Raw genomic sequence first — 25,208 nt, 5'->3', positions numbered from 1 at the left:
GGATCGGCGCGGGGTCGCAGCCACCGCCTAGGCTGTGCGCATGACGACGGCACCCGTGCAGTTCGGTCAGTACGCCCCCGCGCGGCGCACGCTCCTGCATGTGAGCGACACGCACCTGCTGGCGGGCAACCCCCCGCTGGGCGGACGCTTCGACACGGCGGGCAACCTCGCCCGGACCCTGGAGGCAGCCGAGGCGGTCGGCATCCGCCCCGACGCGATCGTGTTCACGGGCGACCTGGCAGACCTCGGCGAGCCGGACGCGTATGCCGCGCTGCGGGATGCCGTCGAGCCGGTGGCCGAGCGGCTCGGGGCGCCGGTGGTGTGGGTCGCCGGCAACCACGACGAGCGCCCCGCGATGCGACAGGTGCTGTTCGGCGCCGAGCCGACCGAAGACCCGGTGACCGGCGTCTGGGACCTCGACGGGCTGCGGCTCGTCGCGCTCGATTCCAGTGTGCCGGGGTGGCACCACGGCGACCTGGACTCGGGGCAGCTGGAGTGGCTGCGTCGCGAGCTCGAGTCGCCGGCGCCGCTCGGGACGATCCTCGCCCTGCACCACCCCCCGCTGCCGTCGCACGTACCGCTGTTCGACATCCTGGAGCTGCGCGACCAGGGGCGGCTCGCCGAGGTCGTCGCCGGCTCCGACGTGCGGGCGATCCTGGCCGGCCACCTCCACTACTCGACGAGCGGAACCTTCGCGGGCGTGCCCGTGAGCGTGGCGGCAGCCACGTGCTACACGATGAACCTCGCGCGCCCGGCCGTCGAGGTGAACGGCATGGACGCCGGGCAGTCGTTCCACCTCGTGCACGTGTACGACGACACGATCACGCACGCCGTCGTTCCGGTGGTCGACGCACCGACCGGCGACGTGTTCTCGGCCGAGTGGGTCGAGCGGATGTCGCGGCTGACGCCCGAGCAGCGGCTCGAGGAGTTCTCGCGCAAGCGGCGATGACCTCACGCCGCGGTGTACGAGCACCACCTGCCTCCTGTACGCGGTGTACAGCGACCGACGACGGGTACGCGGGTAGTGTCGGAGCCATCCCCACACCGCTGTGATCGACCCACGAGGACTGCACACATGGCTCTGGACGCAAAGACGCGAACCCGCACCGAGACCGACTCCCTGGGATCCCTCGAGATCCCCGCCGACGCGTACTGGGGCATCCACACCGCCCGCGCGCTCGAGAACTTCCCGATCTCGAAGCGGCCCATCTCGGTCTACAAGGACCTGGTCAAGGCGCTGGCGATGGTCAAGCAGGCGTCTGCCCGCGCGAACAAGGAGATCGGCGTCCTGGACGCCGCGAAGGCCGACCTGATCGACCGCGCCGCACAGCTGGTGATCGACGGGAAGTTCCACGACCAGTTCGTCGTCGGCGTCATCCAGGGCGGCGCGGGAACGTCGACCAACATGAACGCGAACGAGGTCATCACCAACGTCGCGCTCGAGCTGGCCGGGCGCGAGAAGGGGGACTACGCGTTCCTCTCGCCGATCGACGACGTCAACCGCAGCCAGTCCACGAACGATGTCTACCCGACCGCGATCAAGGTCGGGCTGGGCCTGGACCTGCTGACGCTGCTGGAGGAGCTCGACCTCCTACGCCGCGCGTTCCTCGCGAAGGCCGTCGAGTTCCACGACGTGCTCAAGGTCGGCCGCACGCAGCTGCAGGATGCCGTTCCGATGACGCTCGGCCAGGAGTTCCACGGATTCGCCACCACGCTCGGCGAGGACTACCACCGCCTCAAGGAGAACGCGTACCTCCTGTACGAGATCAACATGGGTGCGACGGCGATCGGCACCGGCATCACGACGCACCCCGGCTACGGGCAGGCGGTGCTGCGCCACCTGCGTGAGATCTCGGGCCTCGACCTCGACCTCGCCACCGATCTCGTCGAGTCCACGAGCGACACCGGCGCGTTCATGTCGTTCTCGTCGTCGCTCAAGCGCAACGCGATCAAGCTCTCGAAGATCTGCAACGACCTGCGCCTGCTGTCGTCCGGTCCGCAGGCGGGCCTGGGCGAGATCAATCTGCCGCCTCGCCAGGCGGGCTCCAGCATCATGCCCGGCAAGGTGAACCCGGTGATCCCCGAGGTGGTCAACCAGGTGGCGTTCGCGGTGGCGGGCGCCGACCTCACCGTGACGATGGCGGTCGAAGGCGGCCAGCTGCAGCTCAACGCGTTCGAGCCCGTCATCGCGCACTCGATCTTCCAGTCGATCACGTGGATGCGCCGCGGCATGCACACGCTGCGCGTCAACTGCGTCGACGGGATCACGGCCAACCGCGAGCGGCTGGGCGCGCTGGTCGGCGCGTCGGTCGGCGTCATCACCGCCCTCACGCCCTTCATCGGCTACGCCGCCGCAGCGGCACTGGCCAAGACCGCGCTGCTGACCGGACGCAACGTCGCCGACCTCGTCGTCGAAGCCGACCTGATGTCGCGCGAGGAAGTCACCAAGCAGCTTTCGCCGGCCCGGCTCTCGGGTCTGGAGACCATCACGGCGGCGATTCCCATCGTCGATCCGGGCGAGATCCCCGGGGACGATCCGGCCGACGGATGATCGCCGGACGCGGCGTACGGCGTGGTGATTGCCCTCCGCGGCCCCATGCCACTACGGTCATGTGAGCCCTACATGAGAGGAATCACATGACCGATCCGCAGAATCCCGCAGAGCCGACGACCCCCGCGGCGAGCGTTCCGCCCGCCCCGCCTGCCGAGGCTCCGGCGCAGCCCGCGGCGGCCCCCGCCGCCCCGCCTGCCTACGCCGCCGCTCCGCCGCCCCAGTACGCCGCGCCCGCTCCCGAGAGCGTCCCCGGCAAGACGCTGGGTATCGTCGCCTTCATCGTGTCGTTCTTCGCGTCGCTGATCGGCCTGATCCTCGGCATCGTCGCGCTCGTGCAGAGCAAGAAGGCCGGCCACAAGAACGGCTGGGCGCTCGCCGCGATCATCCTCGGCGCGGTGTTCTTCGTCCTCACGATCATCATCGTCATCGCGGTCGTCTCGCTCGGCGCCGCGGCGCTGGCGAGCCTGTGCGACGGCCTGCCGTCTGGTGTCTACGAGACCACCACGGGCGGCACGATCACCTGCCCGTAGTCTCTTCACGCGAAAGCCCCTCGCCGGTGTCCGGCGAGGGGCTTCTGCGTCTGCGGGTGCGGCGGCTCAGTCCAGGATCCGGCAGTGGGTCGTGAGCGACCCGATGCCGTCGATCCCGACGGTGACGGTGGAGCGGTCGCGGAGGAACACCTGCGGGTCGCGCGAATAGCCGGCACCACCGGGGCTGCCGGTCGAGATGAGCGTGCCGGGAAGCAGCGTGGCGGACTTCGACAGGTGCGAGATCAGCGTCGCGACGGACCGCACCATCTGCCCGGTCGTGGCGTCCTGCATCGTGTGCCCGTCCAGGACGGTCCAGATGTGGAGGTCCTGCGGGTCGGGCACCTCGTCGGCGGTGACCACGAACGGGCCGGTCGGGGTGAACCCGTCGAAGGACTTGCAGCGCGACCACTGCGCCTCGGAGTACTGGATGTCGCGTGCCGTGATGTCGTTGACGACCGTGTAGCCCCACACGTGGCCGAGGGCCTCGTCGGGGGAGACGTTCTTCGCGGGCGTGCCGATGATGACGCCGAGCTCGGCCTCGTAGTCGACGGACTCGCTCAGCGACCGCGGCCACGCGGTGGTGCCGTGGTGCCCCGCGAGCGAGTTCGGCCACAGCACGAAGACCGTCGGCGTCGAGTCGGTCTTGAGCCCGAGCTCGCTGGAATGCGCGGCGTAGTTGAGCCCGATCGCGAGGATCACCGGCGGCGTGAGCAGGGCAGACGCGTAGCGGGCCCCGTCGAGGGGATGCCGCGTCCCACGGTCCGCGGTCTCGCGGACGCGCCGCAGCAGCTCGTCGCCCCCGGCGATGAGCTGCTCGAGCGTGCGGGGAGCGCCGTCGAAGAGCTCGTCCACGAACACGGCCTCTTCGCCGTCCGCCACGACGAGCCTCGGCTCCTCCGAATCGGGGGGGACGACGTGGGCGAAGCGCATCCCTCCAACCTACCGGGCCGCCTGCGTGCGCGCGCCGGCGGAGCGGGCCCGGCGAGGCGGAGCCTGTAGGCAGAGGCGGCAGCCGGGCGGCCCTAGGCTGAGCGCATGACGCACGATCAGGGACCCGGAGGACTGCGACCCTCGCTCAGCCCGCCCGAGTTCGCTTCCGCTCTCGCCCAGCCGCGCCATGCCGCCCCGGCGCCGATCACCCCGCCGACGACGTCGCCGGCGCCCGTCCAGGTCCCCGCGACCGCGGTGCCACGCCGGGGCCGCACCGCGAGCGTCTGGCTGGCGGGACTGCTCGTGCTGGTGCTGGTCGCGCTCGTCGGGTACTTCCTGAACGCGCTGGGGCCGGGCGCATCGCTGGTCGGCATGCTGCTTGCGCTGGTGCCGCTCGCAGGCGTCCTGGTGTCGGTGCGGATCGTCGACCGCTGGGAGCCCGAGCCGCGCGGCCTGCTCGTCCTCGCGGTCGCGTGGGGGGCCATCGCCGCGGTCGGCATCGCGCTCGGCGTCGATCTCCTCATCACGATCGCGATCGGCGACGACGGCTCGCCCCTGCGTCAGGCGTTCAGCGTCGTCGTGCAGGCCCCGGTCGTCGAGGAGCTCGCGAAGGGCCTGGGCGTGCTCATCATCTTCGCGACGGCGCGGCGTGCGTTCGACGGCCCGGTCGACGGCATCGTCTACGGCGCGCTGATCGGCGCCGGGTTCGCGTTCACCGAGAACATCCAGTACTTCGCGATCAGCTTCATCGAGGGAGGGGCTGCCGACACGACGGCGACGTTCTTCGTGCGGGGCATCCTCTCTCCCTTCGCGCATGTGATGTTCTCGAGCGTGACAGGCTTCGCGCTCGGTCTCGCCGCGCGTCGCGGCGCCACCGTGGGACAGGGGATAGGGCCCTGGCTGCTCGGGCTCGCCGGAGCGATCGCGCTGCACGCGCTCTGGAACGGCTCGGCGCTGTTCGGCGACTTCTTCGCGCTGTACGTCACGCTGCAGGTGCCGCTGTTCGCCGGGTTCATCCTCGGGATCATCGCCCTGCGTCGCGAGGAGTCGCGCCTCACGCGCCGCCGCCTCGGGGAGTACGCGGCGGCCGGCTGGTTCACCCCGCAGGAGGTCGACATGCTGGCCACGTCATCCGGTCGCAGGGCGGCGCTCGCGTGGGCGCGGTCGCTGCGCGGCGACCGCACGGGACTCATGAGAACCTTCATCGCCGACGCCACGGCGCTCGCGGCCACGCGCCAGCGGGCGATCACGGGGCGGGATCCGCACGCCGCGTCGGACGAGCGCGACCTCCTCGCCAAGACGTCCGCGACGCGTGCCGCGATGTTCGCCCCGTAGGCCTTGACATCGTCGGCGGGCTCCCGGCATTCTGAAACCAGGCCAACTCAGCGCTCGGTAGACACGCAGGCATCGCCGCGGCACCGGGCGCTGGGTTCGTCAACGGGCAGGTGCGTCGGCGCCGTCGGCGTTCCTCTGATCGCGAACGCGCACTGCGCGCGGGCGCCTCGGATGCTTGGATGGTCTCATGACTGACGACCGCACCAAGCCCGAGATCGACGCACCCGCCGGCCCGGCTCCGGCCGACCTCGTCATCCGCGACATCGTCGTGGGCGACGGCGCCGAGGCGAAGCCCGGCGACACCGTGACCGTCCACTACATGGGGGTCGACTACGAGTCCGGCGAGGAGTTCGACTCGTCGTGGAATCGCGGTGAGAGCATCCAGTTCCCGCTGCGGGGCCTCATCCAGGGCTGGCAGGACGGGATCCCCGGCATGAAGGTGGGCGGCCGCCGCGAGCTCATCATCCCGCCGCACCTCGCGTACGGACCGGCCGGGGGTCACTTCCTCGGCGGCAAGACGCTCATCTTCGTCATCGACCTCATCGCGGTCGGCTGACCTCCTCCTCCTGACATCGAGAGGGCGGATGCTGCGGCATCCGCCCTCTCGTGCTGTCGGGGTCGCGTCAGCCCGAGACCGAGACGGTCTCGCCGATCATGTCGCGCTGCTCGACGAGGTCGGCGTGCACCTCGGCCACGCCGCGACGGGCGACCTTGCGTGCCCGGGTGCGACCGTCCGTCGAGACGAATCTTTCGGTGGACTCGCCGTCGGTGAGGTACACGGGCTGCACGATGGTCCAGTCGAGGTCCGACCCGCGCAGCAGCATCTCCTGCAGCTCGGAGTCGAATATCTGCGGTTTGATCAGCAGCGCGAACAGGACGCGGTCGACGAAGCCGAGCCGGTCGCGCGTCGTCCCGACGCCGTAGGAGGACTGCACAACCACCCGGCGCACGCCGGCGTCGCGTGCCGCGCGGATCAGCTGGTCGGTCGCGCGGGAGCGCACGTCGCCGGGTGTCCCCTTCGCGCCGCGGAGCCTGACCCGGAGGACGGGCTCCGAGATGCCGAGCGTGACGACCACGGCGTCGTGGCCGGGCAGGATCCTGTCCAGGGTCGCACGGTCGGTGGCGTCACCGTCGACGCGGTCGAGCCCGGGCTTCGGCCCGAGCGAGGTGGCGCGCCGCGCCACGGCGGTCACGCGATGGCCGCGCTCGAGCAGGGCGTCGCACACGGCGCGGCCCGAGCCTCCGGTGGCGCCGATCACGAGGATGTTCATGAGGTCTCCGTTTCCTTCGATCTTGCGGTGATGACCCGACTCTCGCATCGGAGCTCTGGATGTTCTATCGTCAGTGATACGGGTTTCATGATCGATCGTCCACGCATGGGAGGGAGCGTCCGATGACCACCCCGATGCCGTGGGATCGCGAAGATCCGCTCACCGAGGCGCTCTACCAGTTGCGCATGCGCGGCGCGTTCTACTCGTGGACCGAGGCGTCCGGCGACGCATCAGTCGAGATGCCGCAGTTCCCGCATACGCTCACGTTCCACATCGTCGCGCGAGGCACGGCGTACCTCGAGATCGACGGCGCCGAGCCGCACGCGGTCAGGGCCGGCACGCTCGCGCTCGTCCCCCGCGGCATCGGGCATCGGATCTCCACCGCGCCGGGTGCCCGGCTGCTGGGCCGCGCCGACCTGCTGCCACAGGTGATGCTGGGCGACGCGTTCTCGGTGCTGCGGCTCGGGCCCCAGACGGTGGAGGCTCCTCTGGCGATGCTGTGCGGGGTGGTCGTGTTCGATTCGCCCGCCGTGCACGACATGCTCGCGGTGCTGCCGCCGATCGTCCAGGTGGACTCGTCACGGCATCCGGTCATGAGCGCGCTGGTGCCGCTCCTGGCCGGTGAGCTGCGCGTGCCGCGGCCCGGCGGAGAGGCGATCGCCACCCGGCTCGCCGACGTCCTCGTGGTCGAGACCGTGCGGGCATGGCTCGCCGACGAGCCGGACGCCGCCACCGGGTGGCTCGCGGCGCTGCGCGATCCGCAGCTGGGCGCCGCGATCGCCGCCGTGCATCGCGATCCCGGTCACGCATGGTCGCTCAGCGAGCTCGCGCGTCGCGCCGCGATGTCGCGGTCCGCGTTCGCGGCGCGGTTCGGCGAGGTCGTGGGCGAGCCGCCCATGGCCTACGTCACCGGTGCCCGGATGCGCGCAGCGCGGGCGATGCTCGCGCAGGGTCGCAGCGTCGCGGCGGTGGCCGCCGCGCACGGCTACGGCTCGGAGGCCGCGTTCAGCCGCGCCTTCGCCCGGGTCACCGGCGAGACGCCCGGGCGCGTGCGACGTTCCGCCGTCGCAGCCTGACGCGCGAGAGGCCGGCGGCTCGCGGCATCCGTTCCCGCGTCGTCGGCGTCACGAGACCTGCCCGGCGGCACGCCGGCGGAGGCGATCCTGTGCCAGCAGGATGCCGAGGAAGACCACGAGTGCGCCCACCGGTTCGTTCCACGAGATCGTCTCGCCCAGGATCACGATGCCGAGGATCACCCCGACCACCGGTGTGATGTAGGTCACGGTCGACGCGCGCGTGGGGCCCCACGCGCGCACGGTGTTCTGGTTCCACACGTACGCGATGCCGGTGCCGAGGCATCCGAGCAGCACCAGGCTCACGACGATGGGAACGTCGAGTCGCACCGGCGTGAGCACGAGGAACGGGGTCAGCAGCGCCATCACGACGCCTGCCATGGCGATGTAGCCGAACGTGAAGGCGAGCGCCGACATGCCCGTGTTCGACGCGAAGCGGCGCATGTACGCCAGGCTGAACCCGTAGCTCGCGGTCGCCCCGAGGATCGCGAGTTCGGGGATGAGGCTCGCGCCCAGCGCCACGCCCTTCCAGGGCGCGATGATCACGACGATGCCGGCGATGCCCAGCCCGATCCCGAGCACCTGCATCCCGCGCAGTCGCTCGACCCGGAAGACGAGCCACGCCATGACCGCCGTCATGATCGGCGTCGTGGCATTGAAGATGCTCGCGACGCCCGAGGTGACGTGCTGCTGCGCCCACGAGAACAGCAGGAACGGGATGACGCAGAACGTGAGGCCGAGCACGGTGAGATGACCCCACACGCGGAGGTTCCGCGACAGCGGCTCGCGGCGCACGAGGACGATGGCGCCGAGCGTGAGCGCGCCGAGGACGATGCGCGTCCAGGCGACCTGCGCCGGCGAGATCCCGGTGAGCGCGACCTTCATGAACAGGAAGCTCGATCCCCACACGACGCCGGCCAGCACGAACTGCGTCGCGACCCACCCGGAGGCGGTGGTGCGGGTCGTGGGCAGGATCTCGGTCGTGGTCACGCGCCCACTTTAGGTGCGGCATCCGATCTCGATCCCGGCGCGGGCGTGCGACGTCCGAAATCCGCGCATGTGCGACCGCCCTGCTACGGCATCGGGCGTCGCGAGGGGGAGGATCCCCGGTTCGCGCGTGCCGCCCGGCGGCTGGTAGACTCTTGAGGTTGCCGTTGGATCGGCCGCGGAGAAAGAGAGCTCGCACATCGGGTGACGGGCACCGCGCAACAAGCAGAGAGGGGATCACCTATGGCACTGGAAGCAGACGTCAAGAAGGCGATCATCGAAGAGTACGCGACGCACCCCGGTGACACCGGATCCCCCGAGGTGCAGGTCGCGATGCTGACGCAGCGCATCAAGGACCTCACCGAGCACCTCAAGGAGCACAAGCACGACCACCACTCGCGTCGTGGGCTGTTCCTGCTCGTCGGTCAGCGCCGTCGTCTGCTCGGCTACCTCCAGGACATCGACATCAACCGTTACCGGTCGCTGATCGAGCGTCTCGGACTCCGCCGCTAATCGCAGCCAGCGTTCAATCGCGCAAAACATTCTTGGAAGGCCGCCCCACGGTGTGGGGCGGCCTTCGTCATGCGCCGGTGCCCTCACGAGCGGATGCCTCGGCGCCGTCGTAGCCGAGCGGCAGCTGTGACACCGGATCGAGGCCGGTGAGGGTCACCCATCCTTCGGCGAGCAGTGCCGCGTCCGTTCCCGGCTCCGGCCGGTTGGGGAGATCCTCCACCGCGAGCCGGATGTGGGTGGTGTGACGCTCGGTGAGCGTGGTCTGCACGATGCCGAACGGGGCGAGCGCGGCCTCCACGACGCCGCGGTTCCGGGGTCGGTTGGGCGCATTGACGTTGATGACCGTGCCGCGCGGCCGCGCGAAGAGGAACGGCAGCAGTCCGATGGCGGCCGCGGCGGCGGCATCCCAATGGAACTCGGCGGGACTCATGCCGACATCCAGCGACACGGCCACGCCCCAGGCGCCGTTGAGGCCGCCGGTGAGCGCTGCCCCGACCGTGCCGGAGTGCAGGATGGCCCGCCCCACGTTCGCGCCGTGGTTCACCCCCGACAGCACGAGGTCGGCGGGGTCGCCGAACGCGCCGTGCGCGGCGATGAGTGTCACCAGGCCCGGCCCGCCGTGCACCGCGTAGGCGGGAACGCCGTCGAGCCCGTGCAGCTCGCGACGATCGATCGCGATGCGCCCGTCCTCCTCGGCCGCGACGATCGACGCGCTCGTACCGCTGGATTGCCGGGCGGGCGCGGCGACGGTGACGTCGAAGCCGGCCTCCAGCGCCGCGCGGGCGAGCACGTGCAGCCCCGGCGCGTCGATGCCGTCGTCGTTCGTGATCAGCGCGCGTGTCATGCGCGGTCCTCCTCGTCGGGCTCGGCCAGTGCGGCGAGGCCGTCGGGGCTGACGTGGCCCGTGACGGGCTGGTCGATGCCGGCCTCCGAGTCGTCCGAGATCTCGCGCACGGTCACGGCGTCCCGCAGCTTCTCGATCACGGCCGAGTCGCCGGTGCCGAGGCCGTGGCGGGTCACGTTGAGGGCACCCGCCGCGGCGCCCGTCACGATGGCTTCACGAGGACTCTCGCCCCGCGCCATCCCGGCGACGACGCCGGCGGTGAGGGAGTCGCCCGCACCGCGCGTGTCGGCCACCTCCATGCGGGGCGGCCCCACTTCGAGGAAGCCGTGGGCGTCCAGGAGCAGGAGCGGGTCGGTCGCCCGCGACACGATGACGGCATCGGCGCCGCGACGGTGGAGCTCGCGCATCGCGGCCAGGAGAGCGGCGGGGGAGTCGTCCTCGGCGAGACCGTCGCGCGAGAGCTCCTCATCGCTCACCTTGAGCACGTCGACCCCTCCGGCCACGGCCGCTTCCAGGCGTTCGCCCGCCAGATCGACGACGACCTTGGCGCCGCCCTCGCGCAGGTCCGCGGCCAGGCGGCGGTAGGTGTCGGGCGGAAGCGCCTCCTCGCCGGCAGGACCGCTGAGGACTGCGAGCCCCGAGGCGAGACCCTCGCGGAGGGTGACCCCGTACAGCTCGTCGAGGTCGTGGCGCCCGAGGGGCTCGCCCTCGGTCTCGGCGATCGGGCGGCGCTCGCCGCCGCGGCGGTCGTGCACGTAGGCCGACCCCTTGCCGGGGCGTTCGACGCCGGCGACCGAGATGCCCTCGTCCTCGAGCAGGTGGCGCAGCATCCGTCCGATCTCGCCGGTGAGCGCGCAGCTCATGGTCACCGAGACGCCCAGGCGCAGCAGCATCCGGGCCTGCCACACGCCCTGCCCGCCGGCGTGGACGTGGATGTCGGGTTCGTCGCCGTGCTCTTCGACGGTGACGGTGAGCGTGGGGGAGGGCGCGAAGATCGTGACATCGCTCATGACGGCCACGCTAGGCGCGGGGGCACGCGTCCGGCACCCCCTTGCCCGGCCGCCTGAGCCGTGCAAGACCGCTCAGGCGGAGGCCGCCTCCCGCGCCGCGACGAGGTCGGCGTGGTGGATCGCGGCGACGTCGGGGTGCGCCCGCAGCCGCGACTTCAACGCGTTCTCGCCGTACAGTGCGTGGATCGGGTTCGCCGGGTCCTGGGTGACGCCGTTCGCCTGCGCCGCGAGCTCGGGGGGCAGCTCGATCAGCGGCAGGCGCTTGTCGAGGGCCGGGTTGAAGAAGAACGGCACCGAGATCCGGTCGTCGGGATACTTCGGTGAGATGACGCGGTGCTTCGTGGCGATGAGGTAGCCCTGGGTCGCGTATTCGAGCAGTTCGCCGATGTTGACGACGAAGGCACCGGGAACCGGGGGAGCATCCACCCACTCACCGCCGCGTTCGACCTGCAGCCCGCCCTTGCCCGGCTCGACCCACAGCAGCGTGAGCACGCCGGAGTCCTTGTGCGCGCCGACGCCCTGCTGCGGAGTCGGGTCCTCCTTGCCGGGGTACCGCACGATCTTGATGAGTGTCGACGGCTCGCCGAAGTGCTCGTCGAAGTAGCTCTCGGGAGCGCCGAGCGAGAGCGCCCATGCGCGCAGCAGCTTGCGCGCCACGCCCGACAGATGGTCGTGCCACTCCGAGACGACCTCCCGCAGCTCCGGCTGCGCCTGCGGCCACAGGTTGGGACCGATGAGCCGCGCGAAGTCCGGTGCGGCCGGGCCGGCCACCGCCTCGCGCTCGGGGCCGATGTCGATCTGCTCGCGCCAGTCGACCTTGCCCTGCGTGCGCTCGCCGCCGACGCGCGTGTATCCGCGGAAGTGCGGGCTCTTGACGTTCTCGATCGCGAGCTTGTCGGCCTCGGGGAGGGCGAAGAAGTCGCGCGCGGCGCGGTGCAGGCGCGACTCCAGCTCGGGGGTGACTCCGGTGCCGGTGAGGTAGAAGAACCCGACGTCGTGCGTTGCGGCGCGCAGGTCGTCGCGGAACTGTGCGGCGGCCTCCGGCCCGGCGTCCAGCCGGGACAGGTCGAGGATCGGCAGCGTGAGGTCGGTCATGAGGCGAGAGTAAGCGGATGCCGCGGCATCCGCTTCTTTGTTGCCCTTGGTTACCCGCGCTCCCTCGCTCGACGACCGGGGTCCGGCCGGTCGTCAAGCGAGGGAGACGAGGCGATACGCCAGGTGCTCACGCTGCCGCGAAGAACGCCCGGATGTCGCCGACGACCAGTTCGGGCACCTCGAGCGCCGCGTAGTGCCCGCCGCGCTCGAACCGGCTCCAGTGCACGATGTTGCTGTTGTCGCGCTCGGCGAACACCTTGATCGTCTGGAAGTCGTCCTTGAAGACGGCGACCCCGGTGCGCGCGTCGCTGACGCGCGGCTCGTCTCCGGCGAGCGCGTTCTCACGGTAGGCGCGGCTCATGCCCGCGGACGCGTTGGCGAACCATGCGATGCTCGCCTCGGTGAGGATCGCGTCCAGCGGGACGAGCGACGTGCCGTTGCCGAACGAGTTGAACAGCTCGGAGTAGGCCAGCAGTCCGACGGGCGAGTCCGACAGCGCGGCGGCGATCGTCTGCGGGCGCGACGCGTTCATCGTGTTGTAGCCGCCCACCGACTGGAACCACTGCATGTGCTCGAGGCCGGCGTAGTCCTGGGGTTCGAGCTTCTCGAACTCGGCGGGGTCGCCCGAGGGGAACGAGAACAGCTGCAGCACGTGCAGCCCGAGGAACCCCTCCGGCGCGAGCAGGCCCAGCTCGCGGGCGACCATCGCGCCGTTGTCGCTGCCGTGGATGCCGTAGGAGTCGTATCCCAGCCGGCGCATGAGCGTGTCGTACGCGGCCGCGACGCGGGCCGTGGTCCAGCCGGCGGTGGTCACGGGCTGGCTGAACCCGAACCCCGGCGCGTCGGGGACGACGACGTCGAACGCGTCCTCGGCGCGGCCACCGTGCGCGACCGGGTCGACGAGCGGGCCGATCATGTCGAGGTAGTCGGCGAAGGATCCCGGGTAGGTGTGCGCGAGCAGCAGCGGCGTCGCCCCTTCGTGCGGCGAGCGCACGTGGACGAAGTGGATCGTCTGCCCGTCGATGTCGGTGGTGAAGTGCGGGAACTCGTTCATGCGCGCCTCGGTCGCCCGCCAGTCGAAGTCGTCGCGCCAATGGGCGACGGCGTCGGCGAGGTAATGGTTGGGCGTTCCGGACTCCCAGTCGTCGGCGGGTGCGGCCTGGGGGAGCCGCGTGCGGGCGAGACGGTCGGCGAGGTCGTCGAGTGCGGTCTGCGGAACGTCGATGCGGAAGGGGCGGATGTCGGCGGTGGAGGTGGTTGCGGTGTTCATGTCTTCGACGTTACGGTTTAAAGCGGCAAGGTATCTTCCTGATAGACCGAACTTTCTTCGAGGCGGTGCATATGGCCGGCACGTCGGCGCGCATGCTCGCGCTCCTCGGCCTCCTCCAGAGCCGGCCGCGGTGGTCCGGACCCGAGCTCTCGGCGCGCCTGGGCGTCTCGGGGCGCACGGTCCGCAACGACATCGAGCGCCTGCGATCGCTCGGCTACCCGGTCGAGGCCGAGCGCGGCCGCGCGGGGTCGTACCGGCTCGCCGCGGGGGGCAAGCTCCCCCCGCTGCTCCTCGACGACGATGAGGCGGTCGCGGTGGCGGTCGGGCTCCGCGCCGCCCGCGGCGTCGCCGGCGTCGACGAAGCCGGCGCACGAGCTCTCGGCAAGCTCCTGCAGGTGCTCCCCGAGCGGCTGCGCCCGACCGTCGACGCGGTGGCCGCGACGGTCGACAGCGCCCCCGAGAACACCGGTACCGACGCTCCCGACCCGGAGGTGGATCCGCAGGTGCTCAGCGCCGTGGCGAAGGCCGTGCACGCGCGCGAATGGCTGCGCTTCGACGACCGCGGCACGCCGCGCCGCGTCGAGCCCTACCGGCTGCTCAGCTGGCAGCGCCGCTGGTACCTCGTCGCGCGGGATCCCGACAGCGGCGCATGGGAGACCTTCCGGCTGGACTGGATCCAGCCGCGCCTGCCCACGCGCCGGCCCTTCGACCCGGTGCCCGTGCCGGGCGGGGACTTCACCGCCTTCGCCCTGCGATCGATCGCGGTCGGCGGCTGGAAGGTGCACGCGCGGCTGCGGATCGCCGCTCCCGCCGACCGGGTGATCGCGCGCATCAACCCGACCGTCGGAGTGGTCGAGGCGGTCGACCCCGCGACCTCGGTGCTCGTGACGGGTGCGGACAGCCTCGAGACGATCGCCGCATACATCGGGATGCTCGGCATGGACTTCACCGTGGACGAGCCGGGCGAGCTGCGAGCCCACCTGCGACGGCTCGCGGACGTGTACCTGCGGGCGGCCGGCTGAGCCGGATCTCGCCGGGCGCTTGCGCGCAGGGAGCCGGACCCGATACACGTGGTGCATGACGCGGATCTCCCGCGCCGTGCTCGTGACGGGCTGTTCCACCGGCATCGGACGCGAGACGGCCTCCCTCCTCGCCTCCCGCGGGTGGCGCGTGTACGCCACGGCCCGGCGCCTCGACGCCATCGCCGACCTGGAGGAGAGCGGATGCCGCCTCCTCGAGCTCGACGTCACCGATGCGGCCTCGCGCGCCGCCGCCGTGCAGGTGGTGGTCGACCGCGAGGGCGCCGTCGGGGTGCTGGTGAACAACGCCGGCATCAGCGAGCTCGGCGCGACCGAGACGCTCGCGGTGGAGCGCGTGGAGCGCATGTTCGCCACGAACGTGTTCGGGATGCTGAGCATGACCCAGCTCGCGCTGCCCGGCATGCGTGCCCAGCGGTGGGGGCGGGTCGTGAACCTCGGGTCCATGAACGGCCGGTACATCATGCCCGGCATGGGGTCGTACGCAGCGACCAAGCACGCGATCGAGGCCTTCAGCGATGCGCTGCGGTACGAGCTGCGCCCGTTCGGCGTCGCCGTCTCGCTGATCGCTCCCGGCATGGTGACGACCGGCTTCGGGCACGCCGCGGCGGAGCGCAGCGATTCCGCCCCGGTCGAGCCGGTGTGGGCTGACTACAACCGCCGGGTCGCCGAGCTGACGCTCGCGTGGGACTCCGGTCCCCGCGCACGCCTCGCGTGCACGCCGCGCGACGTGGCGGAGCGCGTGGCGCGCGCTGCGGAGTCGAGGCGGCCCCGGGCGCGGTATCGCGTCGCGCCGTCCGCGACGCTCATGCTGTCGCTGCGTCGCGCGCTGTCCGAGCGCGCGTTCGAGCGGGTCCTGCGCACGCAGTTCCCGTCGCCGCGCCCGTAGCCGGGACCCGCGCTTCGACGACTCAGTCGTGCCGCCGCGGCCCGTGCCGAGGCATCCGTTCCTCCTCGCGCGGCCGTCGTGAACCGGTGGGGTCGCTGCGACGACCCTCGCGGCGCGCGAGCCGTCGGTCGGCGAACAGCCACGCCGGGCGGGGTTCGACGAGCGGCCGGAACAGCCATCGGACGGGTTTGGTGGCCAGGCCGAGCGCGATCAGCACCGAGAGCACGACGACCAGCGGCAGCCAGATCCAGGTGGGCTCGGCGTGCCGCAGCAGCCCGTTCTCGCGGAACGGGTACAGCACGAACGAGTGCAGCAGGTAGACGTACATCGTGTACTGGCCGAAGTGCGTCCACCAGTGGCCGCCGCGCGGCACCAGCGCGAGGAACGCGGCCGACAGCACCAGGGCGACGGCCATCAGCGCGAGGCGGACGCCCCCGGCCCACCATTGCGTGCCGCCGATGGCGGAGTAGTTCTCGTCGTAGAACAGCCACTCGCGCAGGTTCATCGCGCGCCAGTCGTCCACGAAGAGCCACGCGGCCCAGCCCGCGACCGCGAACAGGCCCACGCCTCCCGCGGGCACCCACCACGGGCGGCGGTCCAGCAGGGCGAACCGCGCGACGATGTCGTGCTCGCGCAGCCACCAGCCCAGGGTGAAGAACGGCAGCAGGCCGAGCGTCCGCGACAGTGAGAACGTCGAGTCGATGCCGGCGAAGTAGCCGGCGCCGATCGAGATCGCCACCGTCCAGGCGAGCGGCCACCGCAGCAGCGCGAGGTAGGGCAGCACGAGACGGAAGATGCCCAGCGCCAGCAGGAACCACAGCGTCCAGGACGGTTCGCTGAGGTCGGCGGTCGCCCGCCCCTCGACGAGCCACTTCGTGAGGGCCCACAATCCCTCGAAGATGACGTAGGGCACCAGGATGTCGGTGATCACGCGCGCCATCTGGGTCTTGGTCGGTGCGTCGGACTTCGAGAAGTACCCCGAGATGACGGCGAAGGCCGGCATGTGGAACGCGTACACGACGAGGTACAGGCTGAGCGCGATGTCGGAGTCGTACGTCAGGCGCTGCACCGCGTGCCCGAGCACCACGAGCACGATGCACGCGAACCGCGCGTTGTCCCAGAAGGGCAGCCGACGGCGGGGCCGCGCGACGGACCCCGTCGGCGTCGCGGCGGTCGGCGGCGCGCTGCTTCCGGTCATCGTCCACCCCCTCGCTGCGCGCTGACCAGACTAGCCCGGGGGTGAATCGGCCGCCGTCGCTTGACACCGAGTCTCACGCTGCGTGAGTCTGAGTACGAGCCGATGAAGGAGACGCCATGACGGATGCCGCGCCCGCGGGCGGTTCTTCCCTCCCCGCCGACGCACCGCCGATCGCGACGCTGAGCACAGGCCTCGTGCGCGGAGCCACCGACGGCAGGATCGATCGTTTCCTCGGCATCCCGTACGCCGAGCCGCCGGTGGGATCGCGACGGTTCCGCGCGCCGGAGCCCGCCGCCGCGTGGACCGGCGTGCGGGACGCCACCGCCTTCGCCGCGACCGCCCCGCAGTCCCCGTACGGCGGCGGCCTCGAGAAGTACCTGCCGACGGTCGACGTTCCCGGCGACGAGGTCCTCTCGGTCAACGTGTGGACACCCGGTGGGCGCGAGCCGGGCGCGGCGCTGCCCGTGCTCGTGTTCGTCCACGGCGGAGCGCTCACGCGCGGGACGGCTGCCCTGCCGGCCTACGACGGGACGACGTTCGCGAGCGCGGGCATCGTCTACGTGTCGATCCAGTACCGCCTCGGCCAGGAGGGGTTCGCCGTACTCGAGGACGTGCCGCCGAACCTCGGCGTCCTCGATCAGGAGGCCGCCCTGCGCTGGGTGCGTCGCGAGATCGGCGCCTTCGGCGGCGACCCGGCACGCGTGACGGTGATGGGTCACTCGGCGGGGGCGAACACCGTGACGGCGCTGCTCGCGCTTCCGCACGCGAAGGAGCTGTTCGACCAGGCGATCCTTCAGAGCGGGCCGCTGGTGGCGCAGCCCGCGAAGCGGGCTGGGCGTATGAGCCGCGAGATCGCGCGCCGACTCGGAGTGGGGGCGACTCGTGCCGGCTTCGCATCCGTACCGGCGGCCGATCTGGTGGCGCAGCAGACGGCGATCTCGGCCGGCGCATCGCCGCTCGGACGCGGCCCGAGCGTGGCGCTGACGATCGGCGGCGACGCCGTGCCCCGCAATCCTCTCGACGCGCTCGTGGCGGGAGCCGGCCGCGACATCCCGGTGCTCATCGGATCGACGATCGACGAGTACCGGCTGTGGTTCGTTCCCACGGGCGTCGTCGATCGCGTTTCGCGGGCGACCCTTGCGCTGGCGCGGCTCGCGTCGCGCGTGCCGGCACGCGTGGTCCGCGCCCATCGCGCGCGCCGCCCCGATGCGACGCCGGGCGAGGTGCTGGGCGAAGTGGTGACCGACGTGCTCCTGCGCGCACCCATCACGCGATTCGCGGACAGTCGCGTCGCGGGCCCGGCGGCGACGTGGGTCTACGAGTTCCGGTGGCCGAGCCCCGTCGATCGGCTGCGGGCGGCCCATGGGATGGAGCTGGGGTTCGTCTTCGACCGGCTCGACACCCCCGACGCCATCGCCTTGGGCGGCGCCGATGCCCCGCAAGCACTCGCGACGGCCATGCACGGGTCGTGGACCTCTTTCGTGGTGCGCGGCGATCCCGGGTGGGAGCGGTGGTCGGCCCGCCGACCCGTTCAGGCCTTCGACGCCGAGGGCGGTCATATCGACTACGCGCCGCGCCAGGATGAGCTGGACGGGCTTCCGGCGCGGTAGTCTCTTCCGCGCGATGACGACGATCGACGACGCGCTGGAGCGCGACCAGGCCATTCCCGACTTCGACTGGCACGTCTTCCCGCCGGGGACCGAGCGCGACGTGTTCGCCGCCCCGAGCGGAGGCCTGGCGCGCGTTCGCCTGGGCGACCCGGCGGCGCCGCGTGTCGTGCTGGTGCCAGGCGTGGTGGGGTCCAAAGAGGACTTCGTCCTGATGTTCCCGCTCTTCGCGGCGGCGGGGTACCGCGTCGAGTCGTACGATCTCGCCGGGCACTACGAGTCCGTGGAGGCCGGTCCGGCCCGCCTCGATCCGCCCCGCTCCTCGTATGACTACCGTCTCTTCGTCGACGACCTCGTCGCGATCCTCGAGGACGGCGGGCCGGCCCACGTGCTGGGCTACAGCTTCGCGGGCCTCGTGACCGAGCTCGCGCTCGTGGAGCGCCCGGAGCTCTTCCGCAGCCTGACCCTGATGTCGGCGCCGCCGGCGACCGGACAGGTGTTCCGCGGCGTCAAGCACATCGGCCCGATCTCCGACATGCCGCCCCACCGCGCCGCGGGTCTCATCCTCTGGGGCATCCGCTACAACCTGAACCGCACGCCTCCCGGCCGGATCGCGTTCGTGCGCGAGCGCCTCGGCGTCACGACCCGCGCGTGCATCGACGACGTCGTCGCGCTCATGATGGCGATGCCCGACATCACCGACGAGGTCGCCGCCGTCGACGTGCCCAAGCTCATCGCGGTGGGCGTGCAGGACCTGTGGCCGCAGGCGCAGCACGACGCCTATGCGGCGCGCATCGGCGCCCGCGTCGCGATCTATCCGACCGGCCATGCGCCGTGCGAGACGACGCCGCATCAGCTCGCGCGCGACATGCTGCGGCTGTTCGACGACGCGTGAGGGGCCGGGATGCCTCGGCCTGAGGCATCCGGCCGGGAATAACCTTGGTGAGCACGCGTTGCACGATATACATTCATTTGCATAGATTCGCCGCAGCGGAGATCCCGTGCGGCGAACGGAGCCCTGAGACAGGGGAGCGGAGAAGCGATCGTGAGCGACAGCACCACGTGGCCGGGAATGCAGTTCGGCATCTTCACGGTGAGCGACATCACCCAGGACCCGACCACCGGCACCACCCCGAGCGAGGCCGACAGGATCCAGGCGACCCTGACGATCGCCCGGCACGCCGAGGAGGTCGGACTCGACGTCTTCGCCCTCGGCGAGCACCACAACCCGCCGTTCTGGTCATCCTCGCCCACCACGACGCTCGCCTACATCGCGGCGCAGACCGAGCGGCTCATCCTCTCCACCGCCACGACGCTCATCACCACGAACGACCCGGTGAAGATCGCCGAGGACTACGCGATGCTGCAGCACGTGTCGGGCGGGCGCACCGACCTCATGCTCGGCCGTGGCAACACCGGCCCGGTGTACCCGTGGTTCGGCAAGGACATCCGCCAGGGCCTTCCCCTCGCGATCGAGAGCTACAACCTGCTCCACCGGCTGTGGCGCGAGGACGTCGTGGACTGGGAGGGGCAGTTCCGCACGCCGCTGCAGGGCTTCACGTCGACGCCGCGGCCGCTCGACGGTGTGGCGCCCTTCGTGTGGCACGGCTCGATCCGGACCCCCGAGATCGCCGAGCAGGCCGCGTACTACGGCGACGGCTTCTTCGCCAACAACATCTTCTGGCCCAAGGAGCACTACCAGCGGCTCATCACGCTCTACCGCCAGCGATTCGCGCACTACGGCCACGGCACGCCCGAGCAGGCGATCGTCGGTCTCGGCGGCCAGGTGTTCATGCGCGCGAACTCCCAGGACGCGGTGCGCGAGTTCCGCCCGTACTTCGACAACGCGCCGGTGTACGGGCACGGCCCGTCGCTCGAGGACTTCAGCGACATGACGCCGCTGACCGTCGGCTCGCCGCAGCAGGTGATCGACCGCTACGCCGCGATGCGCGACACCTTCGGCGACTACCAGCGCCAGCTGTTCCTGATCGACCACGCGGGCCTACCCCTGAAGACGGTGCTCGAGCAGCTCGACATCCTCGGCGGCGAGGTCGTGCCGGTGCTGCGCGAGGAGCTGCAGCGGAACCGTCCGGCCGAGACCCCGGATGCCCCGACCCACGCGAACCTCGTCGCCGCCGCGTACGGCGACCAGGCGCCGCGGCAGGCGGTGCCCGGTGCCAACCGCGGCGACAACCTCGTGGGCGACAGCCCGTACCAGGACGCCCCGGCCGCGGCGGGCGCGGCGTTCGGCCTCGGCTCGAGCCGGAAGGACGCGTGAGATGACCACGGCACCCCGCCGCATCGCGGTGCTCTCGGCTGGACTCTCGAACCCCTCGTCGACGCGCATGCTGGCCGACCGCCTCGCTGCGGCGACCACGGCGCAGCTCGCCGAGCGCGGCATCCAGGCCGACGTCGATGTCTTCGAGCTGCGCGACTACGCGCACGACATCACGAACAACCTGCTCACCGGCTTCGCGCCGCCGGCCCTGGAGTCGATGGTGAACGCCGTCGTCTCGGCCGATGCGATCATCGCCGTCACGCCGATCTTCTCGACCAGCTACTCGGGTCTGTTCAAGTCGTTCATCGACGTCCTCGACCCCGACGCCCTCACCGGCAAGCCCGTGCTGATCGGCGCGAACGCGGGAACGGCACGCCACTCGCTCGCGATCGACTACGCGATCCGGCCGCTCTTCACGTACCTGCACGCCGAGCCGGTGTCGACCGGGGTGTTCGCCGCGTCGAGCGATTGGGGCGCGTCGGCCGACCACGTCGCGCCGCTCGGCGAGCGCGTCGACCGCGGCGCGCGCGAGCTCGCCGAGGCGGTCGCGCGGCGCCAGCCGGTCGAGGACGCCGACCCGTTCGATCCCGCGAACTACCTGGGCGAAGGCCGCTCCTTCGGTCACCTGCTGGGCGGGCTCGCGGGGGAGTAGCCTCCCCCGTCAGCCGAGGTGCACGTCCTGGGCTGCGCGGAGGGGGCGCCAGGCGTCCCGTCCGCGCACCTCCCGATCCGCAGGCCTGTCGAGGGGTGGGAGCACGTCGGCCGCCGGCAGCGGTCCGAGGTCGATCCCCGAGAGGTGCTCGATGTCGGCGATCGGCACCTGGAACGTGCGGAACGCGCCCAGCCGCGGGGTCGCCAGGACGCCCTCGCGCAGGTCGATCAGCTCCGACTGGTCCAGGACGAAGCCGGATGCCTCGAGCCGCGGCATCCCGTCCGCATCGGCGGCGACCCACGCCGCCACTTTGAAGAACCGCCGCGGAATCCGCACGCCGCGGTACAGCGGATCGTCGCCCGCGAGCACGGGTGCGGTGAAGACCGCGATGCGCCGATCAGTGGAATCGGCGTACTGCAGGACGTGGTCCTCGAGTCCCAGCCACAGCTCCTTGGACTGATTGAAGGCGCTGGCCTGCGGGGCGGCGTTCGTGTAGAAGAACGTGGCCTCCGTCGCGCGTCGCGCCTCGGCCGCGTCGCCCCAGCCGGGATCGCGCCGGCGCACGAGATGGCCACGGTCGAGGTCGTTCGCGGCGTACAGCTCCGGTCCCGCCTGGTCCCGTGCGGGCACCCGGGGGTCGAGCCGCCATTCGCCCGTGCGCGGGAGGTCCTGCAGCGACGCGCCGTCGATGTTCACCGCGGTGACGGCGGCGAGGCGGCGGGCGGGGTCGAGCAGCACGGTGAAGTGGAGGGAGGCGAGCTCGTGGATCTCGGTGTCGCCGAGCGGCCGCGGGAGGGGGACCGCCACACCGAGGAAGCCCGGGTCGTATCCGCTGCTGGTGTCGTCGGCCACGACTCCATCCTGCCCCCGGACGTCCCCGGGCAGCCGAGCGCCGCGCGCGGGGGCGCGCGAGATCACAGGTCCTCCCGCGCTCGGCGCAGCCGGCGGGCCAGGATCGCGTCGATGCCGAGCCCGATGCCGACGGCGAGCACCACCGACACGACCACCGCCACCACCGGACCGCCGGGCAGGATCGCGGCCACGGCCGCCCCGATCAGCGCCTGGTAGAGCGCCCATGCGAAGGCCGCGAGCGCGGCGATCGCGAGGTAGCGCGGCGCGCCGATCCTCGTCGCCCCTGCCGTCAGGTTGACCGCGAGTCGGGCGAAGGGCACGAACCGGGCGGTGAACAGCACGAGGGCCGCTCGGCGTTCGAGCCGCGCCCGCGCCCACGCCAGCGCCGCCTGCACGCGCGGTGCGCGCATCCAGCGCCACCGCTCGAGGCCGATCGTGCGTCCCACGACGTAGCAGGCCGCGTCGCCGGCGACCGCTGCGACCGTGGCCACGGCGACGATGGCGGGCAGCGGCGGCTCGCCGCCCGAGACCGACAGCGCGCCGAAGGCGGTGACGGCCGCCTCGCCGGGGATGACCACCAGGAACGCGTCGCCGAGCACGAGCGCGAACAGCACCGCGAGCGCCCACGGATTGCGGGCGATCTCGGTCAGCAGCTCCTCGACCACGTGTCCTTGGTAGCCGCCGGGGGTGAACGGCGACGGAACGGGGCACGTCCGGTGACCTGCCTCGGAGCATCCGGTGAACACTTCCGCGCGGACGCGGTTCGCGTCGTCCGGGGCCGCCGCACCCCTCCACCCTGGACTCGTGAGAGTCGCACTGCTCGCCGAATCGTTCCTGCCCCACATGAACGGCGTCACGGGGTCGGTCCTCCAGGTCCTGCGCCAGCTCGAGGCCCAGGGCCATGAGACGCTCGTCATCGCACCGAGGTCCGGCGAGGTGACGGCCGACCTGCACGGCGCCCGCACCGAGCTCCTGCGGTCGGTGCCGCTGCCCTCGTATCCCGACGTGCGCGTGGTGTTCGCCCGCGCGGCGCGCCTCGCCGCCATCCTCCGCGCCTTCGACCCCGATGTCGTACACCTGGCGTCGCCGTTCGTGCTCGGCTGGCAGGGCATGGCCGCCGCCGATGCCCTCCGCATCCCGTCCGTCGCGGTGTACCAGACCGACGTCGTCGCGTACGCGGAGAAGTACGGGATGCCGCAGGCCGCGGCCCTCGTCGGGCGCCATGTCGCACGACTCCACCGCCGCGCGACTTTGACCCTCGCGCCGTCGACGGCCTCGCTCCGCCAGCTCGAGGACCTGGGGGTGGACCGGCTGCGCCGGTGGGGCCGCGGTGTCGACGCCGAGCGCTTCCGCCCCGAGCGCCGCAGCGAGCCGTGGCGCGCGCGCATCGCCCCCGGCGAGACCGTGATCGGCTACGTCGGCCGGCTCGCGCCCGAGAAGCAGGTTCACGACCTCGCCGCGCTGGCGGACCTTCCCGGGACGCGTCTGGTGATCGTCGGCGACGGCCCCGCACGGGCGGCGCTGGAGGCCGCGCTGCCCGAGGCGGTGTTCACGGGTCAGCTCGGAGGCACCGAGCTGGCCGAGGTGCTCGCGAGCTTCGACGTCTTCGTGCACCCCGGTGAGAGCGAGACCTTCGGCCAGACGATCCAGGAGGCTCTTGCCAGCGGCGTGCCGGTCGTGGCCACCGGCGTCGGCGGTCCGGTCGACCTGGTGCGGTCGAGCGTCGACGGCTGGCTCTACCGGCCCGGCGATCTCGGCGACCTGCGGGCGCGCGTCTCGGACCTGGTCGGAGACGACGGCAAGCGCCGTGCGTTCGCCGCCGCGGCCCGCGAGTCGGTGCGGGCTCGCACGTGGGCCGCGCTGTGCGAGCGGCTGGTCGAGCACTACGACGAGGCACGGACGCTGCGCCCGCTCGACGACGCGCGGTCGCGTCGCGTCGCCGTCCGTCCCGTCCCGCTCGTGCCGCACACCACCGAGCCGCGTCGCTGGTCGCGGTTCGTCGCACTGGGAGACTCCCTCACCGAGGGGCTGTGCGATGCCTCGCGCATGCCCTCGGGCGAGTACCGAGGATGGGCCGACCGCCTCGCGCAGCTGCTGGCCCACTCTCGCGCCGGCCGCACGCCGTTCCGCTACGCGAACCTCGCCGTGCGCAGCCGCCGTGTCGCACACCTCGTACAGGAGCAAGTGCCGCGTGCCCTGGCGCTGCGCCCCGACCTCGTCTCGATCCTCATCGGCGCCAACGACCTCGTGGGTCCCCGCGTCGACCCGGTCGCCCTCGCGGCGGTGCTCGCGGACGCGGTGCGCACACTCCGGGACGCCGGGATCGACGTGCTCCTCGTGACGCCCTTCCTGCCACGGCGGCGCGCGGCGATCCTGTTCGAGCGCCGCTTCGCGGTGTACGCGTCGGAGCTGCGCCGGATCGCCGCCGCCACGGGCGCGATGCTCCTCGACCTCGACGCCCTGCCGGCGATCGGCGAGCTGGAGCTGTGGGCGGACGACAAGGTGCACCTGCGCTCGCGTGGGCACCGGTTCCTCGCCTACCGTGCGGCCGAGGCGCTGGGCGTGCCCGACGCCGACGCGCTCGGCGGGCTCGATGCCGCCCTCCACGCCGACGACGACCCGATCGCTCACGGCACCTGGCTCCGGCGCGACGCGCTGCCCTGGGTGTGGCGGCGGCTTCGCGGGCGCACCGCCGGTGACGGGCTCGACCCCAAGCACGCCGACTACGTGCTCATCGGCGGTCGCGGCGACGTGCGAGCGCCCAGCGCCGCGGGCTGAGACATCCGGGCACGACGCCGCGAGCGCTCCCTCTCAGTCGTGCGGGTCGACCTCGCCCGCCTCGATCGCGGACTCGCGCTCCTCGTACTCCAGATCGTCGACATCCTCCTCGATCGCCTCGAGCGGATCGATGGTCGGCGGGGGCAGCTCGAGCTCCGCCTCGTCGTCGATCGGCACATCGCGGTCGTCGTCGGGGATGCGCTCGCGGAAATCGCTCATGTCACACCTCTGCGGTCCTAGCCGCTCTTACGACGGAACTCGCGCTTGGTCACCGCACCATGCGTGCCGTGGATCGCCGATTCCCCGTCCAGGTGGGACTCGCCCGACCGCTGCTGCGCGTTCTTCTTGTCGAGCGCTTCCTTGAACTTGCGCTTCATCTCGTCGGACGCGGCGCTCGGCTTGTCGTCGGTGCTCATGCCTCCACCCTAGGCGCCGTGCGCGCAGGCCCGCCAGAGGATGCGGCAGGCGAGCCGCCCGCTGATAGGCTTGTGCGGGTTGCCCTCGG

26 protein-coding genes are annotated in these 25,208 nt (G+C 71.8%); 14 read left to right on the top strand and 12 right to left on the bottom strand.

From position 1 onward, the window contains the following. Window positions 1–40 precede the first annotated feature (40 nt). The 3 genes from IM778_RS11025 to IM778_RS11015 all read left to right on the top strand — a co-directional run bounded on the left by IM778_RS11025 (window position 41) and on the right by IM778_RS11015 (window position 3,084). On the top strand, window positions 41–949 hold the full coding sequence (locus IM778_RS11025) for a phosphodiesterase (RefSeq protein ID WP_194408940.1): 909 nt from the start codon (window positions 41–43) through the stop codon (window positions 947–949). Window positions 950–1,075: 126 nt separating this feature from the next. Beyond that, a complete protein-coding gene (locus tag IM778_RS11020; protein ID WP_194408939.1) occupies window positions 1,076–2,551 on the top strand; it encodes an aspartate ammonia-lyase in 1,476 nt (491 codons plus the stop codon). An 86-nt stretch (window positions 2,552–2,637) separates the two neighbouring features. Beyond that, on the top strand, window positions 2,638–3,084 hold the full coding sequence (locus IM778_RS11015) for a DUF4190 domain-containing protein (protein WP_194408938.1): 447 nt from the start codon (window positions 2,638–2,640) through the stop codon (window positions 3,082–3,084). A gap of 66 nt (window positions 3,085–3,150) precedes the next feature. Here IM778_RS11015 and IM778_RS11010 read toward each other — a convergent pair whose 3' ends face one another. After that, entirely contained in the window at window positions 3,151–4,014 is an 864-nt protein-coding gene (locus IM778_RS11010; protein ID WP_194408937.1) for a fumarylacetoacetate hydrolase family protein, read from the bottom strand. A 105-nt stretch (window positions 4,015–4,119) separates the two neighbouring features. Between IM778_RS11010 and IM778_RS11005 the strand changes: the two genes are divergently transcribed. Both IM778_RS11005 and IM778_RS11000 read left to right on the top strand, forming a co-directional pair. Beyond that, the gene (locus IM778_RS11005; RefSeq protein WP_194408936.1) at window positions 4,120–5,349 is read left to right on the top strand and encodes a PrsW family intramembrane metalloprotease; all 1,230 of its coding nucleotides are present in this window, start codon (window positions 4,120–4,122) and stop codon (window positions 5,347–5,349) included. Window positions 5,350–5,536: 187 nt separating this feature from the next. Next, a complete protein-coding gene (locus IM778_RS11000) occupies window positions 5,537–5,905 on the top strand; it encodes an FKBP-type peptidyl-prolyl cis-trans isomerase (RefSeq protein ID WP_194408935.1) in 369 nt (122 codons plus the stop codon). A gap of 67 nt (window positions 5,906–5,972) precedes the next feature. Here the strand turns inward: IM778_RS11000 and IM778_RS10995 are convergent, their stop codons facing one another. Beyond that, the gene (locus IM778_RS10995; protein ID WP_194408934.1) at window positions 5,973–6,620 is read right to left on the bottom strand and encodes an NAD(P)-dependent oxidoreductase; all 648 of its coding nucleotides are present in this window, start codon (window positions 6,618–6,620) and stop codon (window positions 5,973–5,975) included. A 122-nt stretch (window positions 6,621–6,742) separates the two neighbouring features. On the opposite strand from IM778_RS10995, the gene IM778_RS10990 reads away from it, so the two are divergent. Further along, entirely contained in the window at window positions 6,743–7,696 is a 954-nt protein-coding gene (locus IM778_RS10990) for an AraC family transcriptional regulator (RefSeq protein ID WP_194408933.1), read from the top strand. Between the two features lie 48 nt (window positions 7,697–7,744). Here IM778_RS10990 and IM778_RS10985 read toward each other — a convergent pair whose 3' ends face one another. Continuing rightward, window positions 7,745–8,683: a DMT family transporter gene (locus IM778_RS10985; protein ID WP_194408932.1), complete on the bottom strand. Its 939-nt coding sequence runs from the start codon at window positions 8,681–8,683 to the stop codon at window positions 7,745–7,747. Window positions 8,684–8,923: 240 nt separating this feature from the next. Between IM778_RS10985 and rpsO the strand changes: the two genes are divergently transcribed. Further along, the gene (gene rpsO, locus IM778_RS10980) at window positions 8,924–9,193 is read left to right on the top strand and encodes a 30S ribosomal protein S15 (RefSeq protein ID WP_005048780.1); all 270 of its coding nucleotides are present in this window, start codon (window positions 8,924–8,926) and stop codon (window positions 9,191–9,193) included. Window positions 9,194–9,260: 67 nt separating this feature from the next. On the opposite strand, the gene surE is transcribed toward rpsO, so the two are convergent. From surE to IM778_RS10960, 4 genes are all read right to left on the bottom strand, one after another. Then, window positions 9,261–10,037 (bottom strand): 5'/3'-nucleotidase SurE, encoded by a 777-nt coding sequence (gene surE / locus IM778_RS10975; RefSeq protein ID WP_194408931.1) that lies wholly within the window; start codon window positions 10,035–10,037, stop codon window positions 9,261–9,263. Continuing rightward, window positions 10,034–11,047 carry a 1-phosphofructokinase family hexose kinase gene (locus tag IM778_RS10970; RefSeq protein ID WP_194408930.1) on the bottom strand — a complete coding sequence of 338 codons (1,014 nt, stop codon included), beginning with the start codon at window positions 11,045–11,047 and terminating at the stop codon, window positions 10,034–10,036. The genes surE and IM778_RS10970 overlap by 4 nt, the downstream gene beginning before the upstream one ends. Before the next feature lie 72 nt (window positions 11,048–11,119). Further along, complete coding sequence (locus IM778_RS10965; protein WP_194408929.1) at window positions 11,120–12,142, bottom strand: isopenicillin N synthase family dioxygenase; 1,023 nt, start codon at window positions 12,140–12,142, stop codon at window positions 11,120–11,122. Window positions 12,143–12,269: 127 nt separating this feature from the next. Next, window positions 12,270–13,412: an epoxide hydrolase family protein gene (locus tag IM778_RS10960; protein ID WP_194408928.1), complete on the bottom strand. Its 1,143-nt coding sequence runs from the start codon at window positions 13,410–13,412 to the stop codon at window positions 12,270–12,272. A 71-nt stretch (window positions 13,413–13,483) separates the two neighbouring features. Here IM778_RS10960 and IM778_RS10955 point away from each other — a divergent pair, with 71 nt between their 5' ends. Both IM778_RS10955 and IM778_RS10950 read left to right on the top strand, forming a co-directional pair. Beyond that, the gene (locus tag IM778_RS10955) at window positions 13,484–14,434 is read left to right on the top strand and encodes a helix-turn-helix transcriptional regulator (RefSeq protein WP_194408927.1); all 951 of its coding nucleotides are present in this window, start codon (window positions 13,484–13,486) and stop codon (window positions 14,432–14,434) included. 55 nt (window positions 14,435–14,489) lie between these two features. Beyond that, window positions 14,490–15,338: an SDR family oxidoreductase gene (locus IM778_RS10950; protein ID WP_194408926.1), complete on the top strand. Its 849-nt coding sequence runs from the start codon at window positions 14,490–14,492 to the stop codon at window positions 15,336–15,338. A gap of 22 nt (window positions 15,339–15,360) precedes the next feature. On the opposite strand, the gene IM778_RS10945 is transcribed toward IM778_RS10950, so the two are convergent. After that, window positions 15,361–16,536, bottom strand: coding sequence for an acyltransferase family protein (locus IM778_RS10945; protein ID WP_194408925.1), 1,176 nt, complete (start codon window positions 16,534–16,536; stop codon window positions 15,361–15,363). A gap of 116 nt (window positions 16,537–16,652) precedes the next feature. Here IM778_RS10945 and IM778_RS10940 point away from each other — a divergent pair, with 116 nt between their 5' ends. From IM778_RS10940 to IM778_RS10925, 4 genes are all read left to right on the top strand, one after another. After that, complete coding sequence (locus IM778_RS10940; RefSeq protein WP_194408924.1) at window positions 16,653–18,146, top strand: carboxylesterase/lipase family protein; 1,494 nt, start codon at window positions 16,653–16,655, stop codon at window positions 18,144–18,146. Window positions 18,147–18,159: 13 nt separating this feature from the next. Next, on the top strand, window positions 18,160–19,038 hold the full coding sequence (locus IM778_RS10935; protein WP_194408923.1) for an alpha/beta fold hydrolase: 879 nt from the start codon (window positions 18,160–18,162) through the stop codon (window positions 19,036–19,038). 177 nt (window positions 19,039–19,215) lie between these two features. Continuing rightward, window positions 19,216–20,421 (top strand): LLM class flavin-dependent oxidoreductase, encoded by a 1,206-nt coding sequence (locus IM778_RS10930; protein ID WP_194411836.1) that lies wholly within the window; start codon window positions 19,216–19,218, stop codon window positions 20,419–20,421. A gap of 1 nt (window position 20,422) precedes the next feature. Then, window positions 20,423–21,073, top strand: a complete 651-nt coding sequence (locus IM778_RS10925; protein ID WP_194408922.1) for a CE1759 family FMN reductase — start codon at window positions 20,423–20,425, stop codon at window positions 21,071–21,073. A 9-nt stretch (window positions 21,074–21,082) separates the two neighbouring features. Here the strand turns inward: IM778_RS10925 and IM778_RS10920 are convergent, their stop codons facing one another. Further along, window positions 21,083–21,925: a DNA/RNA non-specific endonuclease gene (locus tag IM778_RS10920; RefSeq protein ID WP_194408921.1), complete on the bottom strand. Its 843-nt coding sequence runs from the start codon at window positions 21,923–21,925 to the stop codon at window positions 21,083–21,085. Window positions 21,926–21,987: 62 nt separating this feature from the next. Next, complete coding sequence (locus IM778_RS10915) at window positions 21,988–22,590, bottom strand: DedA family protein (protein WP_228484508.1); 603 nt, start codon at window positions 22,588–22,590, stop codon at window positions 21,988–21,990. A gap of 139 nt (window positions 22,591–22,729) precedes the next feature. Here IM778_RS10915 and IM778_RS10910 point away from each other — a divergent pair, with 139 nt between their 5' ends. Next, on the top strand, window positions 22,730–24,703 hold the full coding sequence (locus tag IM778_RS10910; protein ID WP_194408920.1) for a glycosyltransferase: 1,974 nt from the start codon (window positions 22,730–22,732) through the stop codon (window positions 24,701–24,703). 33 nt (window positions 24,704–24,736) lie between these two features. Here the strand turns inward: IM778_RS10910 and IM778_RS10905 are convergent, their stop codons facing one another. Together IM778_RS10905 and IM778_RS10900 are read right to left on the bottom strand one after the other, a co-directional pair. Then, the gene (locus tag IM778_RS10905) at window positions 24,737–24,922 is read right to left on the bottom strand and encodes a hypothetical protein (protein WP_194408919.1); all 186 of its coding nucleotides are present in this window, start codon (window positions 24,920–24,922) and stop codon (window positions 24,737–24,739) included. Window positions 24,923–24,939: 17 nt separating this feature from the next. After that, window positions 24,940–25,119, bottom strand: a complete 180-nt coding sequence (locus tag IM778_RS10900) for a DUF5302 domain-containing protein (RefSeq protein WP_194408918.1) — start codon at window positions 25,117–25,119, stop codon at window positions 24,940–24,942. Window positions 25,120–25,208 lie beyond the last annotated feature (89 nt).

Source organism: Microbacterium cremeum, from assembly GCF_015277855.1.
Classification (GTDB): domain Bacteria; phylum Actinomycetota; class Actinomycetes; order Actinomycetales; family Microbacteriaceae; genus Microbacterium; species Microbacterium cremeum.
Note: the sequence above shows the minus strand (reverse complement) of the source record. Positions and strands in the feature narration are given on the sequence as shown.

Coding starts and splice junctions, on each gene's coding strand:
- IM778_RS11025 (WP_194408940.1), top strand. CDS start 41: ATGACGACGGCACCCGTGCAGTTCGGTCAGTACGCCCCCGCGCGGCGC.
- IM778_RS11020 (WP_194408939.1), top strand. CDS start 1,076: ATGGCTCTGGACGCAAAGACGCGAACCCGCACCGAGACCGACTCCCTG.
- IM778_RS11015 (WP_194408938.1), top strand. CDS start 2,638: ATGACCGATCCGCAGAATCCCGCAGAGCCGACGACCCCCGCGGCGAGC.
- IM778_RS11010 (WP_194408937.1), bottom strand. CDS start 4,014: ATGCGCTTCGCCCACGTCGTCCCCCCCGATTCGGAGGAGCCGAGGCTC.
- IM778_RS11005 (WP_194408936.1), top strand. CDS start 4,120: ATGACGCACGATCAGGGACCCGGAGGACTGCGACCCTCGCTCAGCCCG.
- IM778_RS11000 (WP_194408935.1), top strand. CDS start 5,537: ATGACTGACGACCGCACCAAGCCCGAGATCGACGCACCCGCCGGCCCG.
- IM778_RS10995 (WP_194408934.1), bottom strand. CDS start 6,620: ATGAACATCCTCGTGATCGGCGCCACCGGAGGCTCGGGCCGCGCCGTG.
- IM778_RS10990 (WP_194408933.1), top strand. CDS start 6,743: ATGACCACCCCGATGCCGTGGGATCGCGAAGATCCGCTCACCGAGGCG.
- rpsO (WP_005048780.1), top strand. CDS start 8,924: ATGGCACTGGAAGCAGACGTCAAGAAGGCGATCATCGAAGAGTACGCG.
- surE (WP_194408931.1), bottom strand. CDS start 10,037: ATGACACGCGCGCTGATCACGAACGACGACGGCATCGACGCGCCGGGG.
- IM778_RS10970 (WP_194408930.1), bottom strand. CDS start 11,047: ATGAGCGATGTCACGATCTTCGCGCCCTCCCCCACGCTCACCGTCACC.
- IM778_RS10965 (WP_194408929.1), bottom strand. CDS start 12,142: ATGACCGACCTCACGCTGCCGATCCTCGACCTGTCCCGGCTGGACGCC.
- IM778_RS10960 (WP_194408928.1), bottom strand. CDS start 13,412: ATGAACACCGCAACCACCTCCACCGCCGACATCCGCCCCTTCCGCATC.
- IM778_RS10955 (WP_194408927.1), top strand. CDS start 13,484: ATGGCCGGCACGTCGGCGCGCATGCTCGCGCTCCTCGGCCTCCTCCAG.
- IM778_RS10950 (WP_194408926.1), top strand. CDS start 14,490: ATGACGCGGATCTCCCGCGCCGTGCTCGTGACGGGCTGTTCCACCGGC.
- IM778_RS10945 (WP_194408925.1), bottom strand. CDS start 16,536: ATGACCGGAAGCAGCGCGCCGCCGACCGCCGCGACGCCGACGGGGTCC.
- IM778_RS10940 (WP_194408924.1), top strand. CDS start 16,653: ATGACGGATGCCGCGCCCGCGGGCGGTTCTTCCCTCCCCGCCGACGCA.
- IM778_RS10935 (WP_194408923.1), top strand. CDS start 18,160: ATGACGACGATCGACGACGCGCTGGAGCGCGACCAGGCCATTCCCGAC.
- IM778_RS10930 (WP_194411836.1), top strand. CDS start 19,216: ATGCAGTTCGGCATCTTCACGGTGAGCGACATCACCCAGGACCCGACC.
- IM778_RS10925 (WP_194408922.1), top strand. CDS start 20,423: ATGACCACGGCACCCCGCCGCATCGCGGTGCTCTCGGCTGGACTCTCG.
- IM778_RS10905 (WP_194408919.1), bottom strand. CDS start 24,922: ATGAGCGATTTCCGCGAGCGCATCCCCGACGACGACCGCGATGTGCCG.
- IM778_RS10900 (WP_194408918.1), bottom strand. CDS start 25,119: ATGAGCACCGACGACAAGCCGAGCGCCGCGTCCGACGAGATGAAGCGC.